This is a genomic window from Kitasatospora cystarginea (assembly GCF_039533515.1).
In the GTDB taxonomy this organism is placed as follows: Bacteria; Actinomycetota; Actinomycetes; order Streptomycetales; family Streptomycetaceae; genus Kitasatospora; species Kitasatospora cystarginea.
This window is the reverse complement of sequence record NZ_BAAATR010000034.1, coordinates 74924-92601: the sequence shown is the minus strand read 5'-3', so window position 1 is coordinate 92601 and position 17678 is coordinate 74924. Positions and strand designations below refer to the sequence as shown.

The 17678-nt window shown below is 71.3% G+C and carries 19 protein-coding genes and 1 pseudogene; 19 read left to right on the top strand and 1 reads right to left on the bottom strand.

All coding sequences use genetic code 11. From position 1 onward, the window contains the following. The first annotated feature begins 15 nt into the window (after nt 1-15). The 9 genes and pseudogenes from ABD369_RS29980 to ABD369_RS29940 all read left to right on the top strand — a co-directional run bounded on the left by ABD369_RS29980 (nt 16) and on the right by ABD369_RS29940 (nt 8875). The gene (locus ABD369_RS29980) at nt 16-513 is read left to right on the top strand and encodes a hypothetical protein (RefSeq protein WP_344639710.1); all 498 of its coding nucleotides are present in this window, start codon (nt 16-18) and stop codon (nt 511-513) included. Nucleotides 514-534: 21 nt separating this feature from the next. Next, nucleotides 535-1377 carry a hypothetical protein gene (locus tag ABD369_RS29975; RefSeq protein ID WP_344639709.1) on the top strand — a complete coding sequence of 281 codons (843 nt, stop codon included), beginning with the start codon at nt 535-537 and terminating at the stop codon, nt 1375-1377. Between the two features lie 8 nt (nt 1378-1385). After that, the gene (locus ABD369_RS29970; protein WP_344639708.1) at nt 1386-1793 is read left to right on the top strand and encodes a hypothetical protein; all 408 of its coding nucleotides are present in this window, start codon (nt 1386-1388) and stop codon (nt 1791-1793) included. A 191-nt stretch (nt 1794-1984) separates the two neighbouring features. Beyond that, entirely contained in the window at nt 1985-2278 is a 294-nt protein-coding gene (locus tag ABD369_RS29965; protein ID WP_344639707.1) for a hypothetical protein, read from the top strand. A 186-nt stretch (nt 2279-2464) separates the two neighbouring features. Then, nucleotides 2465-2914, top strand: a complete 450-nt coding sequence (locus ABD369_RS29960) for a hypothetical protein (protein WP_344639706.1) — start codon at nt 2465-2467, stop codon at nt 2912-2914. 117 nt (nt 2915-3031) lie between these two features. Further along, a complete protein-coding gene (locus ABD369_RS29955) occupies nt 3032-4807 on the top strand; it encodes a type IV secretory system conjugative DNA transfer family protein (protein WP_425557815.1) in 1776 nt (591 codons plus the stop codon). Between the two features lie 92 nt (nt 4808-4899). Then, nucleotides 4900-5163 (top strand): annotated as a pseudogene (locus tag ABD369_RS29950) (adenine nucleotide alpha hydrolase family protein); the annotation flags it as partial. Further along, nucleotides 5143-6423: a tyrosine-type recombinase/integrase gene (locus ABD369_RS29945; RefSeq protein WP_344639728.1), complete on the top strand. Its 1281-nt coding sequence runs from the start codon at nt 5143-5145 to the stop codon at nt 6421-6423. The pseudogene ABD369_RS29950 and the gene ABD369_RS29945, both read left to right, overlap by 21 nt. Then, the gene (locus tag ABD369_RS29940; RefSeq protein ID WP_344639704.1) at nt 6416-8875 is read left to right on the top strand and encodes a tyrosine-type recombinase/integrase; all 2460 of its coding nucleotides are present in this window, start codon (nt 6416-6418) and stop codon (nt 8873-8875) included. Before ABD369_RS29945 ends, ABD369_RS29940 begins: the two co-directional genes overlap by 8 nt. Before the next feature lie 19 nt (nt 8876-8894). Here ABD369_RS29940 and ABD369_RS29935 read toward each other — a convergent pair whose 3' ends face one another. Beyond that, on the bottom strand, nt 8895-9194 hold the full coding sequence (locus tag ABD369_RS29935; RefSeq protein WP_344639703.1) for a hypothetical protein: 300 nt from the start codon (nt 9192-9194) through the stop codon (nt 8895-8897). 271 nt (nt 9195-9465) lie between these two features. Between ABD369_RS29935 and ABD369_RS29930 the strand changes: the two genes are divergently transcribed. From ABD369_RS29930 to ABD369_RS29885, 10 genes are all read left to right on the top strand, one after another. After that, nucleotides 9466-10050: a hypothetical protein gene (locus ABD369_RS29930; RefSeq protein ID WP_344639702.1), complete on the top strand. Its 585-nt coding sequence runs from the start codon at nt 9466-9468 to the stop codon at nt 10048-10050. A gap of 5 nt (nt 10051-10055) precedes the next feature. Next, nucleotides 10056-10592 (top strand): hypothetical protein, encoded by a 537-nt coding sequence (locus ABD369_RS29925; RefSeq protein ID WP_344639701.1) that lies wholly within the window; start codon nt 10056-10058, stop codon nt 10590-10592. A gap of 72 nt (nt 10593-10664) precedes the next feature. After that, nucleotides 10665-12050 (top strand): DNA cytosine methyltransferase, encoded by a 1386-nt coding sequence (locus tag ABD369_RS29920; RefSeq protein WP_344639700.1) that lies wholly within the window; start codon nt 10665-10667, stop codon nt 12048-12050. A 193-nt stretch (nt 12051-12243) separates the two neighbouring features. After that, nucleotides 12244-13410: a DnaB-like helicase N-terminal domain-containing protein gene (locus ABD369_RS29915; RefSeq protein WP_344639699.1), complete on the top strand. Its 1167-nt coding sequence runs from the start codon at nt 12244-12246 to the stop codon at nt 13408-13410. 140 nt (nt 13411-13550) lie between these two features. Continuing rightward, complete coding sequence (locus ABD369_RS29910; protein WP_344639698.1) at nt 13551-14366, top strand: hypothetical protein; 816 nt, start codon at nt 13551-13553, stop codon at nt 14364-14366. 4 nt (nt 14367-14370) lie between these two features. Beyond that, on the top strand, nt 14371-15000 hold the full coding sequence (locus ABD369_RS29905) for a hypothetical protein (protein WP_344639697.1): 630 nt from the start codon (nt 14371-14373) through the stop codon (nt 14998-15000). A gap of 71 nt (nt 15001-15071) precedes the next feature. After that, on the top strand, nt 15072-15623 hold the full coding sequence (locus tag ABD369_RS29900; protein ID WP_344639696.1) for a hypothetical protein: 552 nt from the start codon (nt 15072-15074) through the stop codon (nt 15621-15623). Then, on the top strand, nt 15620-16318 hold the full coding sequence (locus ABD369_RS29895) for a hypothetical protein (protein WP_344639695.1): 699 nt from the start codon (nt 15620-15622) through the stop codon (nt 16316-16318). The genes ABD369_RS29900 and ABD369_RS29895 overlap by 4 nt, the downstream gene beginning before the upstream one ends. A 66-nt stretch (nt 16319-16384) precedes the next feature. Further along, nucleotides 16385-16924, top strand: a complete 540-nt coding sequence (locus tag ABD369_RS29890) for a hypothetical protein (protein ID WP_344639694.1) — start codon at nt 16385-16387, stop codon at nt 16922-16924. 94 nt (nt 16925-17018) lie between these two features. Next, nucleotides 17019-17537: a hypothetical protein gene (locus ABD369_RS29885; protein ID WP_344639693.1), complete on the top strand. Its 519-nt coding sequence runs from the start codon at nt 17019-17021 to the stop codon at nt 17535-17537. Nucleotides 17538-17678: the final 141 nt, after the last annotated feature.

The window sequence follows — 17678 nt, the reverse complement described above, 5'->3', positions numbered from 1 at the left end:
AAGGAACCCGCACTCTTGGCCGTCAACACGCACTACAACGTCACCCACTCCTGCGGGCACGAGGTCGAACACGACCTCACCTCCCGCCCCGCCGACCGACGCGCCGGCTACGCCCGCTGGCTCGCCGGCAGGGACTGCACCGACTGCTGGCACGCACAGCGCGAAGGCAATCGCGACGAGGAACGCGCGGCATGGATCGCGGCCCGCCGCGCCGAGGAGCAGGAGGCCGCCGCCGCGTGGGCCGAGCAGTACGGCATGCCGCCCCTGTCCGGGCCTGCGACGATCCTCGCCTGGGGCGAACGCTGCCGCCACCAGCTCGTGACCACCGCCTATCAGAAGCTCGTCACCGAGGGCGACCTCACCGAGGAGCAGTGGCAGGAGATCGAGGACCGCGCGCGCACCGTCGACCGGGCGGGCTGGTGGGTGGACCAGCGCGAGGCCGCGCCCGGCGACCTGCCCGAGCTGCTCGACGCCGCCACCGACGCGGACCGCAGCACCGAGAACCCTTTCTAACGCCGAAGGCGCACAGCCGACTTGAGCCTTCCCACGACCCCCCAGTCCTACGCCCAGTGGCTGCGGGACATCGCCGACGGTCTCGAATTTCAGCCGGACAAGCCCAACCGGGCCCTGCTCCAGGCGCTCGTCGGAACCCGCGGTCTGCTCCAGCTCGCATCAGAGGTGGCCTACGACGTCCGCACCGACCTCGACACCTGGGACGAGGCCCTTCGCGCCGACCCCTTCAGCGCCATCCTGCACGACTTCAGCCGCCGCATCGGCATCGTCGAGGAGACCATCCTCGACACCCTGGAAGACGCCGGCCCGAGCATGGTGACCGTCGAGCGGCTGATGGCCGACCACGCAAACCCTGCCGAGGCCGCGGCGGCGAGCCGGGCAGTCGAGCAGGCGATCTGGGACGGGCCCGAGGTCCGCGGCAACGAACGCGTCCACCTCTGGTGGGTTGACGGCTCGAACCACGCACCCCTGCGCGGCCTCGCACCGACCACCCGCGGCTACGTCGATACCTACGGCACGCCGCTGTTCACCCGCGAGGTCGCCGAGCAGGTCGTCGCCGACCTGCTCAGCGACAACGCCGGCTTCGAAGCGGCCTTTCAGCCGGACGGATCACTGCTCCACACCTGGCCCAAGGAGTACGACGGCGAGGGCGGACGCATGCACGTCCTCCCCGACGACCGCGGCCTCTACGCGATCGGTGGCCAGTGGCCCTGGGGCCACTGCCGTCCCGGCAACGCCTACCTCGCCCCACGGGCCGAGGCCGCCCGCCTCGTCTCCCGCACGTCCGCTTCCTCGCCGGTGCCGGCCGAAGCCACCGCCCACCAACCCGCGATGCCGTCCCCAGCGCCCGGCCGGACCCGATGACCATCCCGATGGAGACCATGCCCCCCAAGACCCCGCAAGCTCAGGCCACCGAAGCCCTGCGCGAAGCCGCCGATCAGATCCGCGGGGCATCCGGCCCCGCCGAGGTCGCCGCCCTGGTGGAGGAGGTCATCCGCGACGGCGGCACCCTGGAGGCCCTGTCCGACGTGATCGCCACCGCGAGCCGATGGGTCGCAGACCGGCCCGGCGGCGGACACCTGTGGCAGCCGCTCGGCCTGGCCGCCGATGAGATCTGGCAGGCCGGCGCCGACCTCACCGAAGTACCCGCGCAGTTGCGCGCCCTGGCCAGCCACCCTGCCCTAATCCGCTCGGCCGCAGTCCGCAGCATCGCCGCCGCCTCCGCCGCCCCGTCGCCGGCGCAGCCTCCACCCGTCCCCACCGCGCGCCACACGCGCTGAACCCTCACCCCAGGAGAAGCCCCATCAGCCTGAACCGCGAACACGTCTTCTGGGAGTCGCCCGCTGGCACCTGGTCCGTCGGCCTCTACGACTTCGTCCACACCAAGGACTCCGGGGACCCGGACTTCGATCACGAGTGGGACGTCGAATACCTCGACAGCTTCTGGTGGGTCTCCACCGGCCACCCGAGCGTGGACGCCGCCGACGCGGAATACCTGCGCAGCGAGCCCAACCACGGCGGCGGCGGCGCCGTCCTGCACTGGCGGCCCGAGAACGAGCAGCGCATCGCCGAACTGGGCCGGCTCGCGGCGCAGTACGCCGCCACACGCCAAGCCGCGCCGTCCTCCGCGCAGGCCGCCTGGTCCCTGCCGGGCCACCGCTCCAGCGCGGCGGGACGCACCCGGCTGTGGCCGCCGTCCTTGCGCCCCATCTCCGCTGAGCGGGCGTATGGGAGCGGCGCGGCCAGCCGGGCACGCGGGCGCTGAGGAAACGTTACTGCCCTGATTCCTTCGATCACTCGTTATGCGAGCACCCGCGACCTGCTCGTCTCCGCCCAGCACCACACGCTGCGCCTGCCCGGCCGCCCCCGCGCGAGCATCATCGGTGCCTGGCGCGAGATCTCCGCTCTACCGGCGCCGGGAACCACCGAACTCGATGCCCTGGCCTCCGAGTTGGACGAGTTCCTCCACGTCCACCGTCCGGACCGGGACCGGCGTCCCGGCCGCAGCCGCGACGTCTGGCACTGCACGATCCGCGACCACCCCGATGCGTCGGCTCTGACCGACGCCCAGTGGGCGGCCACCACCCGGCGGGTCCTGGCCGCCACCGGCATCGTCCCCGCTGACGATCCGTCGGCGGGCTGCCGGTGGATCGCGCTGCGACTCGACAGCCACGAGGTGCGGATCATCGCCCCGTTGATGCGCCCCGATGGCACCGTTCCGCCGCTTCACCGCGACCACTCGCTCGCGCACGCGGCCTGCCAGCTGGCCGACCTCGACCACGCCAACGGCCGTCACCGCACGCTGGCCGCCCGCCCCCGCCCCGCCCCGGTCGGCGCCCCGCCCGCGCCCGTCGCCCGGTCCTGGGCCCCGGTGAACAGCGTCACCTCACCGCGTCGCTGACCAACATCTCCCTGGCTCAGGCCGCCAGCGCGTGACCACACCGCGCCGCCCGCCCGGCCTTCCCGCAATCCCGCGCGCCCTGCCACGCGCGCGGGTCTTCCCCGCCAAGGACTCTCCCTGCCCTCTCCCTCCTCTTCTCCCAAAGCTCCTTCCTCCTCTCCTGGCACCGACGCGCTCCTCTACGTCCTGATCGGTGCCGGCCTTGCCCTCGCCGGCTACGGCTCGCTCGCCTGGGTCGGCGGCAACGTCACGAACTACCTGTTCGGCACTGGCCCTTGGCAGCCGTACCAGCCGGTCGTCGCCGCCCTTCACCCCGGGCGGATGTGGCCCGTACTCGGCCCGGTGCAGATCCAGGTCGGCGCCCGGATCATCCCCGGCCTGCTCTTCGCCCTCCTGGCCGGCATCGCCGCGGCCTGGGTGCTCAAGCGCCGCCGGTCCAAGAGCGCCGGGCTGGCCACCAGCCGCGACCTGGCCGTCCTGCTGCCCAAGGAGGTCACGACCAAGGCGAAGAGCCTGCGCCCCAGCCTCGCCGACGCAAAACCCGGATCGATCAAGCCCGACGACACCGGCATCCTGCTCGGCAACCTCGGCGAGAACGGCCCCGAGGTCCGCACCTCCTGGGAGGACGTCGCCGTCGCCATCATGGCGCCGCGCTCCGGCAAAACGACCTCGCTGGCCGTCCCGTCGATCCTGCGCGCCCCCGGCCCTGTCCTGCTCACCAGCAACAAGGCCGCGGGCGACGCCTACACCGTGACCCTCGACGCCCGCGCCAGGGCCGGGCGGGTGTGGACGATGGACCCACAGCAGATCGCCCACACCCAGCAGGCGATGTGGTGGGATCCGCTCGCCGACGCCAAGGACCTGCCCGGCGCCCGGCGTCTCGCCCAGCACTTCGTGACCGCGAGCGTGGACGAAGGCGAGCAGGGCGACTTCTGGTCCACGGCCGCCGCCAACACCCTCACCGCGCTGTTCCTGGCGGCCGGCGCGGACAGGCGCCCGATCACCGATGTCCTCGGCTGGCTCGCCCAGCCCGCCGACCGCACCCCAATCGACATCCTCAAGGCCAACCAACTGACTGCCATTGCAGCCCAGTTGCAGGGCACTGTGAGCGGTGCGGTCGAGACCCGCGACGGCATTTTCGAGACCGCCCGCCAGTACGCGGCCTGCCTGCTGGATCCGAAGATCTCCGCCTGGGTCACCCCGAGCGAGACGCTGCCGGAGTTCAAGCCGGCCGACTTCGTCACCCGCCGGGACACCCTGTACCTGCTGTCGAAGGACGGCGGCGGCAGCGCCTCGGCTCTGATCGCCGCCGCGGCCGACTCGGTGATGCGCACCGCGGTCATCCAGGCCGAGCGCGACGGCGGGCGACTCGACCCGCCGCTGCTCGCCGTGCTCGACGAGGCCGCCAACGTCTGCAAAATCGGCGACCTCCCGGACCTGTACTCGCACCTGGGCTCGCGTGGGGTCATCCCGATCACGATCCTGCAGTCCTACCGGCAGGGCCAGCGGGTGTGGGGCGAGGTCGGCATGGACGCCATGTGGTCCGCGGCCACCATCAAGCTCGTCGGATCCGGCATCGACGACGCCGACTTCGCCGACAAGCTGTCCCGCCTCGTGGGCGAGCACGACGTCGAGACGGTCTCGCATTCCACGTCCGAGTCCGGCCGCTCCACCTCGGTCTCCATGCGCCAGGAGCGGATTCTGCCCGCCGACCAGATCCGCGCGCTCAAGAAGGGCAGCGCCCTGCTCTTCGCCACCGGCATCAAGCCCGCCCTGTTGAGCCTGCGGCCCTGGTACAAGGAGGCCGGCGCCGACGTGATCGGCAAGGCGTCCTCCCGCCAGACCGCGGCGATCACCGAGCGGGCCAAGGCCAAGGCGGAGGTGGCTGCATGAGCCGCCGTCCGACGCCGCCGAGCCGGACGACGCCCGCCGCCGCGCCGACGGTGCGGACCCTCTCGCTGGGCGCCGGGGTCCAGTCGACATGTCTGCTTCTGCTGTCCGCTCTCGGGGAGCTGCCCAAGCTGGACTTCGCCATCTTCGCGGACACCGGGTGGGAGCCGAAAAAGGTCTACGAGCACCTCGACCGCGTAGAGCGGGAGATCGCCAAGCCCGCCGGAATTCCTATTCTCCGAGTTTCCTCGGGAAACATCAGGAGCGACGCTCTCGACCCTTCCCACCGCTTCGCCAGCATGCCGCTCTACGTCCTCAACCAGGACGGCTCACCTGGGATGACGCGACGCCAGTGCTCAGTTATCTGCACCATCATCGCTTCCTCGATCATGGCGCTAGCCATCATGATCAAGGAGCTACAGGTGGATCTACGCCACGCACTGATGGAGGGACGAGCAGACGTCCCCCGACTCGGAGCGGTCAGCCCGGCACAGGGCTCGCATCCCCCGTTCGTCGTCACCGACCCGCTCGGCACCGAGATAGCGCCCGTCACCGCGTTCCTTCGCGACCTCGCGCTGAGTGACACGAGTCCGCTGACCGGCCGCAGTTACGGCTACGGCTTGCTCCGGTGGTTCCGGCTGCTGTGGCTGCTCGACGTCGCCTGGGACAAGGCGACCGAGGATGAAGTCGCCGTCCTCACAGGCTGGTTGCGTACGGCGCCGAACCCCCAGCGCAAGCGCCGCTCGACGAAGACGCCTCCGCCGGGGTCGGTGAACCTGCGGACCGGAAAGCCTATGCTGCGTGCCGGATACACGCCCCGGACGATCAACCACGCCCTGTCGGTGGTCAGCAGCTTCTACGAGTTCCATGCCCACCAGGGCGACGGACCGGTCGTCAACCCGGTGCCCGCTTCGGCCCAGCGCCGACGGGCGCTTTCCCACCGCAGCCCTCTGGAGCCGAAGCCGGTCCTCGGCCGTGCCCGGCTGCGGCAGAAGGTGCCGGACCGCCCGCCGCGCTCCATCCCGGACGCCCTCTGGGACGAGCTGTTCGAGAAGATGGGCTGCGAGCGCGACCGAGCCCTGCTGGAGTTCTACGTCTCCAGTGGAGCCCGCGCCGAAGAACTCCTCGGCGTGCGGATCGGCGATGTCGACTGGGCCGGCCAGCGGTTCTACGTCACCTCCAAGGGCACCCGCGACCGCGAGGTCATCCCCGCATCCCCGGCAGCATTCCTGCGCCTGGCCTCCTACCTCGACCAGACCGGCATCCCGGCGGCGGACGAGCCGATCTGGCGGGCCCGACGCGGGACCGACCGACCGCTGAGCTACTGGGCGATGCGCCGGGTGATCCAGCGGGCCAACAGCGCTCTCGGCACGAACTGGACGCTTCACGATCTGAGGCACACCGCCGCGTGGCGGATGGCCAACGGCGGCAAGCTCACTCTGCCCGAGGTCCAGGCCATCCTGCGCCACGCCAATATCCAGACGACCAGCCGATACCTTGCCGTTCGGGTGGAGGAGATCTTCGACAAGCTCGCCGAGCACTACAGCCGGCCCAGGGTCCAGCCCAGCTACCCCACCGGCTACGACCCGTCCGACATCGCGGCGGTGTTCGGTGCCTAAGTCCCAGGTCAGCCCCACGACCGGTGTCAGCCGCCGGCACGGCCCTGTCGCCGAGGGACTGCACTTCCCCAGCCGATTCGTCTCCGGCCAGATGCAGGCCGCTCCCGCCGTCGCAGCCACGCCCCCACGGCCCTTCGGCAGCCTCGCACGAGCCACGCCTACCCGGATCTCCGAACTCGCCACGACCACGTGGGACGGCGCCAAGGTAACCCAGCTCCAGCGCGGCGGAGCCACCGCAGCGGTCCTGCAGTATCTCGACACCTTTCGGGGAGAGACCTGGCAGGAGCGATGGGACAACAGCCCGCTCGGGCGAGGAGAGATCTCCGCCAGCATGATCGGGAACAGCCGCAGCACCGGCCAGAGCCTGACCACCGGCGTTCGCTCCCTGTTCAGCCTGCGGGCGATCCGCCCCTCGCTTCTCGCCTTCTACCGACACACGTTCAACAACTACGCGGAAGCGTTCATCGTCGCCCAGGGCGACCCCGTGCTGGACAAATACGCGCAGGACGTCGCCGCTCACGACATGCGTTGGGAACACAAGCGCCGAGCCCTGTTCGACGTCTGCTGCCTGCTGACCGTGCAGGACGTCGCCTTGGCCGACCTGACTGCCGAGTCCCTGCTGCACCACGGCCACGAGACCCGCAAGGTTCGCTCCTCCGTCCTCCGGCCGGGGAAGAAGGACGCCAACCTGTTTCCCGGCCGCGCGGCCTGGCAGGTTCTGCATGCCACCGGGCACTTCGCGCCGAATGTCCCCGCGACCATGCGCGAGGCCCTCCACCGCGGGCAGCAGAGCGTCGAACAGCTCGTGGACCGCTACCCGATCCGCAACCGCGCGGTCAGGCAGCTCCTCCTCGACTACTGCACCCGGCGCCGCGCCGACACGGACTACGCCACTCTCGTCAACCTCGTCCTGGCGGTCGTCCACCACTTCTGGGAGAAGATCGAACGCATCAACCCCGACCAGGCCGACCTGCGGATCGCCCCAGAGGTCTACGCGACATGGCGGCAGATGATCACGATGAAGGACGACGGCACGCCGAGGGCCGGCCAGGACAGCATCGTCATCGGCGTCCGCAGCTTCTACTACGATCTGCACACCTGGGCGGCCGAGGAACCCGAGCGCTGGGCCCAGTGGGTCGCTCCCTGCCCCGTCCCACCCTCTGAGCTGCGCGGGCTGGGGAAGCGCCGGCGCCGGATCAACGAACGGTCCGCCGACCGAACCCGCCAGCGCCAGCCGTTGCTGCCCGTCTTGGTCGACCACGTCGAGACCCGGTACGACCGGGCGCGAGCTCTCCTCGAACGGGCCACGCAGGCTGAAAAGGACGAGCCCTTCATCTTCAACAACCGCGCCTACCGGCGCGTGATCACCGATGCTGACCGCAAGCTCCAGCGCCACGGCGAGGTGCCGGTCCGCGCGCTCGACGAAGCCACCGGAGAGATCATCCGCGTCACCGCCGAGGAGGACAACGCCTTCTGGGACTGGGCCTGCGTGGAGACTCTCCGCCACTCGGGCGTCCGCATCGAGGAGCTCTGCGAACTCACCCACCTGAGCATCCGCCAATACCAGCGGCCAAACGGCGAGGTCATCGCCCTGCTGGTCGTCGCGCCGTCCAAGACCGACCGCGAGCGCGTCATCCCGATGTCGCCCGAGCTGTTCCACGTCATCGCGTCGGTCATCCGCCGACTCACCCGGGACGGCCGACCCATCGCCCAGCTCAGCCGCTTCGACCCGCACGACAAGCTCTTCAGCCCACCGATGCCGTTCCTGTTCCAGCGCCAACTCGGTTCCAGCCGGGCAGTGATCAGCATCGGCACCGTGCAGAAGATGATCGAACGCCGGTGCATTGCACTTGCCGAAGAGCACCCCGGCTTCCGCGGGCTCAAGTTCACGCCCCACGACTTCCGAAGGATCTTCACGACCGAGCTCGTCAACAGCGGTCTGCCTATCCACATCGGCGCCGCGCTACTCGGTCACCTAAATGTCCAGACCACTCGCGGTTACGTCGCGGTGTTCGAAGAGGACGTCATCAATCACTACCAGACCCATCTCCAGCACCGACGCGCTATCCGGCCGGAGGACGAATACCGCCCCGCCACGAGCGAGGAGTGGACCGAGTTCGAGGAGCACTTCGACAAGCGCAAGGTCGAACTCGGCTCCTGCGCAAGGCCATACGGCACCCCCTGCCAGCACGAGCACGCGTGCATCCGCTGCCCGATGCTGCACGTCAATCCCAAGATGCTGGGCCGGCTCGACGAGCTTGAGGACGACCTGGTCGCCCGCAGGGCTCGCGCTGAGACCGAGGGGTGGACCGGTGAGGTCGAAGGGCTCGACCTCACCCTCAGTTTCCTCCGCGCCAAGAAGGAAGAGACCAAGCGCTGGACCAAGCGGCCCACCGTCGACCTTGGCATCCCCAGACCGAGGTCTGCCTCCGGCAGGCCCGACCAGCCATGACGACCGGGCTGTCGTGCAGTCAGTAACGAAAGCGGGCCTTGTCCCCGTTGATCCGAAGGAGAAACTCCGTGAGCGGCGTCCCACCACCCACGGGGACAAGGACCAGCCCCACAGCATGGATCGCGTCGTCGGCTTCCACAGCGGCGTCTGTGTCACCGGCCTTCCAGGCGTCCCGCGACGCCTCGAAGAGGGGGCGCAGGTTCTCCCACCCGGGGCCCGGAACGAAGCGGCAGTCCGTCCAGAACATGTCGACCGCTTCGAGGACCAGGGTTCCTATCAGGCCGTCCCCATGCTTGAGCTGCCAGCTCTCCTCGGTCACTTCTTCTCCTCTGTGATTCGGAGAGCACAGTAGCGCGCAGGCTCCCGCCTTGAGCGCACCGACGGTTGCAGTGCGGTCGGCGCTGACAGGTCCACTCTTAGCCCTCGACGAAGCCTGGTCGTCGGATGGGTCCTGGAGCTACGCCAGGACCGCCCCCGGACAGAGCCAGGGAGGCAGCTGCTTTCCAGAGCTGGATTCCTCGGATGCCGACCGCACCGCACGCCCCGACCCTAACCACCCTCGCTGACATCGCCTTGATCGGAGGAGCGTGGTGCAGATAAGCACCGGCGAATATAAGATCAAGCCCATTAAGCGGCAGGTTCGGGAGATTCTCGGATACCCCTATCCGGAGCGAATACCGGCCGATGTCTTCGCCGAGCAGTGGATCGGCATCAGTACCGATGAGTTCCACCGCGCGAAGGACGCCGACGTTCGGTACACGCGCAACCGGTTCCCGCTTCTCGAACTGGGCCTGTCGCGTGGAGACTGCCTCGGCCTGCTCGCCGAGCACGGCCTGGAAAGCACCCCCAAGAGCAGCTGCCTGGGGTGCCCGTACCACGGCAACGCCCAGTGGCGGGCGATCCGGGACAGCGCCCCCGAGGAGTGGGCGGATGTCGTCGAGTTCGACGCACAGATCCGGGCCGGCAACGCCCGGGCCAACGCCGACGGCAGGCCGCTGCTCGGCCAGGCCTACCTGCACCGCTCCCGGGTTCCGCTCTCACAGGCGCCGATCGACCGCCTCACGCGCCGCGAGCAGCTCGCCCTTGAGGAGAGGCTCGCCGCCGACGAGGCCGAGTTCGGCCCTGAGGAGGGCTGCTCACCGTACTCCTGCCGCTCCAGCAGCCCCGTCGCCTGACCACGTTGGAGCCGACCATCGTTTTCCATCACCCCGACTCCGAGCAGTACGAGCACGCGGGCCGCCCGCTCCCGACAGCCGAGGACGACCTGCTTCGGGAGGGTCTCGCATCCACCCTGGCCCGTCACGGCCGGCCGCTCCCGCCAGCGTCCGGCGAAAGCATCAAGGACTGGTCCACGCTGGTGACCTGGACCGACGGGCCGATCGAGTTCGCCGGCGTCGTCTCCCAGGTCGTCGACCACGACGACGGCGCCCTCGCGCAGCTGCACCAGTTCCTCCAGTACGCCGAGAACCGGCTGTGGGATCGGCACGACAACAGCCGTGCCCACGCCTTCGCCGAAGCAAGGGAACGGCTCGAGAAGATCGGCGACGACCTGGCGCACGTCGTCGCCGAGATGCTCGCGCCGCCCTCCACCCCACGGCGGGGTGCGCTCGCCCGCTCCAGCCGCCTGCCGGTCCCGATGGACGCGGTGGACCGGGCCGATGAGAGCAGGACCGCCCCCGCCCAGGTCGGCTGGCCGCCGCCGCGGCCGAGTCGCTGACCGTCCGGGGTGTACCTGAACAACTCCCTGCCGCCTCACGGCTACCGGCCTCTGTCCAGCGCAGGGGAGCCGATGTGGTTCGGGCCGGACCACCGGATGGGTCCGTGGTCCTACGCCGACCTCGTCGCGCTCGCCCACCCGTGGCCGGTCGCCTGGCTCTTCCCGCCCAGGCCGAGCGTGGACCCGCCTCGCATCGTCAACCTGTTTGCGGGGCCCGGAGGTTGGGAACAGGGGCTGCGCATCCTCGACCCGCGGCCCGGGGCGTTCGACGTCATCGGTGTCGAATTGGCCCCGGACGCCGCGGCGACGGCCAGGGCGGCCGGCCACCGGCGCATCGTCTGCGACGTCCGATCCCTCGACCCGACCCATCCAGCGCTGCGGTACGTCGAGGGCCTGATCGTCAGCGCCCCGTGCCAGGTCTGGACGCCGGCGGGCAAGCGCCAAGGCCACGAGGACCGCAACATCGAGCTGCTGCTCGATGTCTTCTCCCGGGCCGTCGAGGGCAGCTTCGGCCACTGGCACGACGAGGGCGAGTGCGACGAGGCCGACGTCTGCCGCATCTGCCCCGACCCGGAATGGGACGGCCACGGAGGCTGGACCGGCCCTCTCCTGACCCGGGCCGAAGTCCGGGAGCCGATCGCCGAGATGACCGACGCACGGATCGGCCTGATCGCCGAGACGCTGATCTGGTCGCTGACGCTGACCGCCAAGTTCGACTCCTTGCGCTGGCTCGCGATGGAGCAGTCCAGCGCGCTGCCGGAGATCGTCCTGGACCACCTCAGCGACGCGCTGGAATATGTTGACTGGTGCAGCAGCGGCTACCAGACCCTGGACGCGGCCGACGTCGGCCTCGCCTCCCACCGCCGCCGGACATATCTCGTCGCCGGCCGTCACCAGTACGTGCACCTGAAGGCCATGCAGCCGTCCGAACCCCCGCCCGTCCGCACCGCGGCGCAGGCCCTGGGATGGCCGCAGGGCGTGCGCGTCAACACCAGAGGGGTCCGCCGTACCAACGGCGGAAACGAGTGGCCCGCGGATCGCACGGCAACCGCCATCACCGGGCGAGCCCGCAGCTGGTACTGGGCGAACGACTCGCAGCGCAGGCTCGCCGTGGGCGAAGCGGCTCTGCTGGTCGGCATGCCGGCCGACCATCCATGGGAGGGCTCACCGTCCGCGGCCTTCCAGCAGATCGGCGACATCGTCGCTCCCACCGAGGCCGCCCGGGTCCTGAGCACAGTGCTCAAGCGGCCGTGGCGGGAGAAGGTCCCCAGCTACCTCGATGAGCTGTACGGCCCGGACAGCCAGTCGCTCGCCGCCAACTCCTCGCCGCGCCTGGCCTCTCGCCGCTCGGCGGCAGCCGCCTCCTCGCTGCTACTTCCGGGCCTCGCCGAGTGGGCGGCGCCCACCGCACGGCCGCGATCCGCCGCCCCCGGCCACCCGGCACCGCGGAGTCGCTGACCGACAGAACCACCGACCGAACCAACCATCGGAGCGACCGCCGCCCGGCGCCGATCCCTCCCCCCTTCCCCTACCCGATCAGGAGGCTCATGGAGAACGCCGTACAGGCCCTACGGGGCTGGACCCCTCATGACCAGCAGACCGCCGTCACGGTCGAGCGCCTGCCCACAACCGCGCGTCGGGGATGCTGATGATGCCCGGCGGCTCCGCCGGCCTCCAACTGGAGGCCGAGCAGGCCCTGCTCGGCGCACTCCTCCTCGCGCCACCCCAACTAAAGTCGGTGGCCTCGTGGTTGAAGCCCTCGCATTTCTACCGCCACGCTCACGCCGCACTGTACGAAGTCCTCCTCGCCCGGCGCGCGGCCGGCCATCCAGGCCTGGCCACGAACGCCGACGAGGAGCAGCGGCGGGACTGGGCACTGGGGGCGATGTCGGTGGCGGCCGAGGCCAGCCGGGGGATGACGCCGGGGTACGGGGGGACGCTGATGGCCGCGTGCCCGGTCTCCAGCCATGCCGGCGCCTACGGCCGGATGGTGCTGGAGGGCGCGATCCGCCGCCAGGTTCACGAACGCGCTCACCGGCTTCAGCACGCCGCCCGAACCGGCTCCTTGGAGGGAGTCCTGGAGTTGACCGGCGAGCTGCGCGCGGCCATCCACGAACTCGTCGGCTCCTGGGGATCGCTGGACGAGCGGCCCCGCCCGCTGCCGGGCCCGTGGCCGCTGGAACTCACGGACGGCGTCCGCGAGAAGACCCTGCAGCACGAGAGCGCGATGCTATCCTCCGCCACCGCCTCCCCCGGCGGCCTGGTCGAGATCACCCGGTGGCTGCGACCGGGCGACTTCCTCGACGCCGGACACCGCGCCGTCTACCAGGCGCTCGCCGCCCTCGCCCACCGCTCGGAGCCGATCGACCAGCTCACCGTGCTGTGGGAAGCGCAGCACCGCGGGGCCATCGCCTCCGGCGTCATCACCGCCGACGGCGTTCGCGCTGTCACCCGCGGCGGATTCGCCGGTGATCCGCAGTACTGGGCCGAGCGCGTCTTGCGGGCATCTCTGCTGCGCCAGAGCGCCGCGTCGGCCGGCATGGTGCGGCTGCTGGCCCGGGACTCCGCCCTCCCGGGTGCCCGGCTGCTCGGCTCCGCGCTGCACGCGCTCGGCGCCGCCGAAGCTGTGCAGGACCGCTGGCGGACCGCCAACAACATCCCGCGCCGATCCGACCCGCCGCCCGGTCCGGCTGTAGCGGCCGAGCGCCGCCAGGCCGCCCGCGTCCGAACCCCCGTCACCGTCCCGAACCCCGGCGCCGCTGCCTCCCCCGCCCAGGAGGCGGCATCGCCCCAAGCCCCCATCAGGAGCACCCGCTGACCGACGACGAACGTCCCGCGCGGCCGGTCGTTCCGGCCGACACCCGCCGTGGCCGCTACAACTGGGAACTGGCCCGCGGCCAGATCGAGGCATTCGGCGAGAAGAAGAGCCTTCGCGCCTGGGCAGCCGACCCCCGCTGCGTGGTCAAGAAGGAGGCTCTGCGCACCCGGCTGGCCCTCGGCTGGGAGGCGGAGCGGGCCATCGCCACCGACAAGCACGACCAGACGCTGCCCGAGTACACGTTCAACGGGCGGACGATGACCCTGCGCGGCTGGGCGGAGCAGATCGGCACGACCTACCACACGCTCTACAACCGCGTCGTCACCCACGACCTGAGCATCGGTGACGCCCTCGCCCTCGGCCCCGGAACGGCTAGGGACGACAAGCCACTGACGGCGTTCGGCGAGACCAAGCCGGTCTACATGTGGGCGGTCGACCCGCGCGCCAACGCCACCGCGACCACGATCTACAAGAGGATCGAGGCCGGCTGGAGCGCCCAGCAGGCGATCACCGAGGAACCCGTCCACCGGCACGGCCTAGGAACCGGCGCCCCCTGGGCGGCGTTCGGCCGCAGGATGGGCCTGCCGGACTGGGCCCGGCTGAGCCAGGTCCCCGAACAGACCCTGCGCAACCTGACGGACAACCACGCCATGACGCTGGAGGACGCCCTCCAATCCATGGGCTGGCTGCCCGACTGGCACGGCCGCGGCGCCCAGGTCCTCCAGATCCGCGCCTTCGACCTGCGGCCCGGCGACCTGGTCGTCGAGGCGCCCCTGCCTGACGACGGCGATGAGCAGCTGCTCACCGTGCGGCGATCCAGCGCCGGCCCAGGCGTCGAACGCGCCGCAGCCGCCGCCAGTCGCAGCACCGCGATCCGCTCCGCGCTCGGCTCCATCCCCCGTGCTGCCCGCCTGGCCGAGCCGCCCACTCGCCCAACCCCTGCCCGCTCCCTATAGATCCTTGAAGGAGTCTTCTCTGTCCCTCGAGACGCCGCTGCGCCCTCCGAACCCGCTGGCCACCCGGCTGCGGGCCCAGGCCGACGCCATCGATGAATTGGCCGCCGCCATTCCCGGCGCCTATCGCGAGCAGGGCCTGCCGACGATGGCAGAACTGCTCCCGCTCACCGCCCGCATCGGCGCGCGCCACCACAAGGTGCTGGCTTCGGCTGGCACGTTGGCCGGCGCTCCGCTGGCCGACACCACCCAACGGGCACATGCCCGGGTACTCACCGATGCCGGTGCCCAGGTCGGCCAGGCGCTGGGCACCATCAGCCGCGCCGTCACGATGGCCGCCCGCATCCACGAGGTTGACGGCTTGGGCAGCCAGCGCGCCGAGGCCGTGCGCGAGCGGGCAGGGCGCGAGCTGAACCTGGCCCTGTCCCGTACCCGGCTTGCCCTGACCGAAGCCAGCGACGCCCTGCGCCTCCAGGCCCGATCCGGCCGCGACACTGCGGCACTGCCCGCCCGGCGCAGCACCGCCGCCCTCACCCGCAGCGCCGCCGCTGTCCCGGTTCCGACGCTCACCGGCCGGCCCACCAGTGCGGCTCTACCGCCCGTCCCCGTGCCGGCAGCCGCCGCACCCCGCCGATAGCAGGCCCCCACCCCGACCAGGAGTCCGACATTACCCGAGGCACAGCCCAAATACCCGACTACACACGAGAGTTGACCCAACTCGGCGCAGTCTTCTCGCACATCGCGGAGAACCTCGACACCGCCGCCACGATGCCCGAGCGCCCCACCATCCCTACCGCCGCAGCCGTGGCCGGCGAGTGCGAGAACGCCTTGACCGTGCTGCGGCACTGCTCGGTCCGGCTCGGCGACCTCAAGACCTCCGGCCAACCGACCGACCCTCTTGGTCTGGCGGCGGTGAGGGCCTTCCGTGCCGGGCGCGCGCACGCCGCCACGCTCCACCGCCACCTCGCCCACGTCCTGGATCTGGCCGTCGCCCTCGAGGACACCGCCCTCCCGCACGAGGGCGACGCCGAGGGTGCCGAGCGCGAGCGGCGACTCGGCTACCAGGCGCTGTGCGCGGTCACCGAGGCCCGCAACGCCGCAGTCGGCGGAGCGCGGGAAGTCCTGGCGCTGAGCGACCAACTGCCGCCCGCAGCAACGCCGAAGGCAACCACCACCCAGCGCCCCCGTGCCGCCACCGCTGTCACGGCCGCACCTGCGGCCGGGCAGTTGCTGGCCACCGCCGGCGGGCGGCGCCGATGACGGACATACGCGCGGAGGATGTCCAGCGCCTGACCGACCTGGCCAACGCTCTGGCCGAGATCCGACGCGACCTGCGGCACACCGCCAGACGCCCGCCTGCCAAAGTCCCGGACCTGCTGGCGCAGAACATCACCGCCCTGGCCGACTACGTCGCCACCGCCTCCCGGATGCGGGCCGAGCTCTCGCACCGCACCGGACCCGCTGTTGCCAACGTGGGCGAAGACTGGGGGCCGACCTTCGCCGCCACCCGGGCGAGCCCCGTCCTGCACAAACTCACCGAGCTGCTGGACAACGCCTGCGACCTCGCCAACCAGGTACGGCCCCGCGGCACCACCCGCTCCCACTTCTACTCGCCCGGCCTGGACGGACGGGTGGCGCAGCAATTCGCCGAAGCCGACGAGATGCTCACCCACACCATCAGCACGATCCGCCGGTTCCGCACCGGGCTGGGCCAGGTGCGTCGGCGGGAACTCGACCGCGAGCAGCAGGCCTTGGCTGATCCCGACGGGCCCGCCGCCCGGATGCTGGCCGCCCGCGCCCAGTACCGGCGCCAGCCCCTGGTGATCGTGCCGCACGGGTTCGCGCAGGAGGCGGCCACCGCCGGCGCGGCATCGCGGCAGGCCGGGGCCTCCAAGGTCGTCTCCCATACCCCGGCACCCGATGCCGCCTCAACCCACGCTCCCGGCCGCCGCTGAACGCTCCCCCTTTCCCCTCCTGATGATCGGAGCGCCCTGAACGACACCGACGCCACCGCGGCGGTGATGCGGTCCCTGGCCGACCGGCTGGAGGCCGTGCGCCGCACCCTTCCCGCCGTCGCCTCGGCCGGCCACCCGTCCGAGACCGCATGGCCGATAACGCACCTGGTGAGCATCGCCGCCGAGGCGAGCGATGAGTACCTGTTCCGGGTGGCCGACCCTGAGGCCGACCGCGCAGCCCTGGCCGCTTTCACCACCGCTGTATTCCGCACCGGCCAGAGCCTGTCCCTCCTCGCCGACGCCACCGGCCTGCTCCTCGCCCCGGAGCCCCGCCGCACCGAAGCAGCCCAGCACGCCGTCACCCTCGCGGACAACCTCACCACCCTTGCGGTCGAGGAGCTGAACTCCGCCGCCGACCGGCTTACCACCGCCGCCCCCGCACCGGTGGTGCCGCTGCCCACCGACGACCTGGAGAGACGACGCGGGGCCCGGTCGTCGGCCTCTGCGGCCAGGTCCCGGATCGTCAGCGCCCAGCCGGCGACCGGCGAACAGGCAGAGCCGTCCGCCCCCACCGCACCCGTCATCCCGCTGCACCGAGGCCGCTGAACACCTGCAACAGGAGCATCCCCTGCCCGCGAACCACCCCACCGCGTGGGAACTTGCCGCCAAGCTCGACGAGCTGGCCGGCTCTTGGCCCACCGTGCCCAACGACGGACCACTGCCCGCCCCCGGCCTGGTCGGTGTGCAGATGATCGCGCTGCGCGTACTCCACGGCGAACTGACCGAGGCCGCCGTGCGGCCCATCGACCCGTTCGCCGCGCCGGATCAGGTCGCCACCGCCCGGCGCGAGCGGCGGGCCACCACCCGGGCGGTCTCGCTGACGGCCACCGCCCTGCAGCGCATCAGCGAGGTCCTCGAACTCGCCGACGCCCACGAGCACTCGCCGACGTCGATCGCCCGCCAGCACGCCCAGTGGCTGTACCGCGACGCCGGCGAGCAACTGTCCACCGCCGCGCACCACCTGCGCCGCAACACCCCGGCGCCCAGATCCGCCGCTAAGCCCACTCGCCCAGCCGCCCAGGTCGAGGCCAGCCGCCCGTCCCGCGGAACAGCCGCCCGCCTGCGGTCCGTCTTCACCCGCCCCTTCCGCAGCGGCCCGAACGCCGAAAGCCCCGGCCACGGGCCCACGCCCAGCCCCTTCGCGGCCAAGCGGCTCTAGTCCACACCTGGAGTTCCTTCCTGTCTTCCCCTGACCACAACCTGCCGACAGCCCTCACCGACGCCGCCGAACGAATACAGGCCGCCCGCACCGGCCTCGCCGCTCTGCGCCGGCCGGACACCCTCCACACGGCACCCGCAC